Annotated in this window: 1 protein-coding gene; it reads left to right on the forward strand. The window is 75.1% G+C overall.

Annotated elements, in window-relative coordinates; all coding sequences use genetic code 11:
• Positions 1 to 321, forward strand: a 321-nt coding sequence (locus tag PUR56_RS37280) for an alpha amylase C-terminal domain-containing protein (protein WP_329952220.1), incomplete at both ends; no start/stop codon positions are given.

Consider the following 321-nt stretch of genomic DNA (forward strand, 5'->3'; position numbering starts at 1 on the left):
CAACAACGCGATCGCCTTCGGGCGCGGCGGCAAGGGATTCGTGGCGGTCAACCGGGAGGGCGGGGCGATCACCCGGACCTTCCAGACCTCCCTGCCGGCCGGCAGCTCCTGCGACGTCCAGCACGGCGACGCGGCGGCCGGCGGCTTCACCGGTCCGTCCTACACGGTAGGCCCGGACGGCCGGTTCACCGCCACCGTCGGGGCGGGGGACGCGGTCGCGCTCCACGTCGGTGCGCCCGGGAGCGGCACGGTGGTGACCGGCGGGGCCTCCTTCGCGGTCAACGCGACCACCGCGTGGGGCCAGAACGTCTTCGTGGTCGG

This window comes from Streptomyces sp. BE303 (assembly GCF_036290945.1).
GTDB lineage: Bacteria > Actinomycetota > Actinomycetes > Streptomycetales > Streptomycetaceae > Kitasatospora.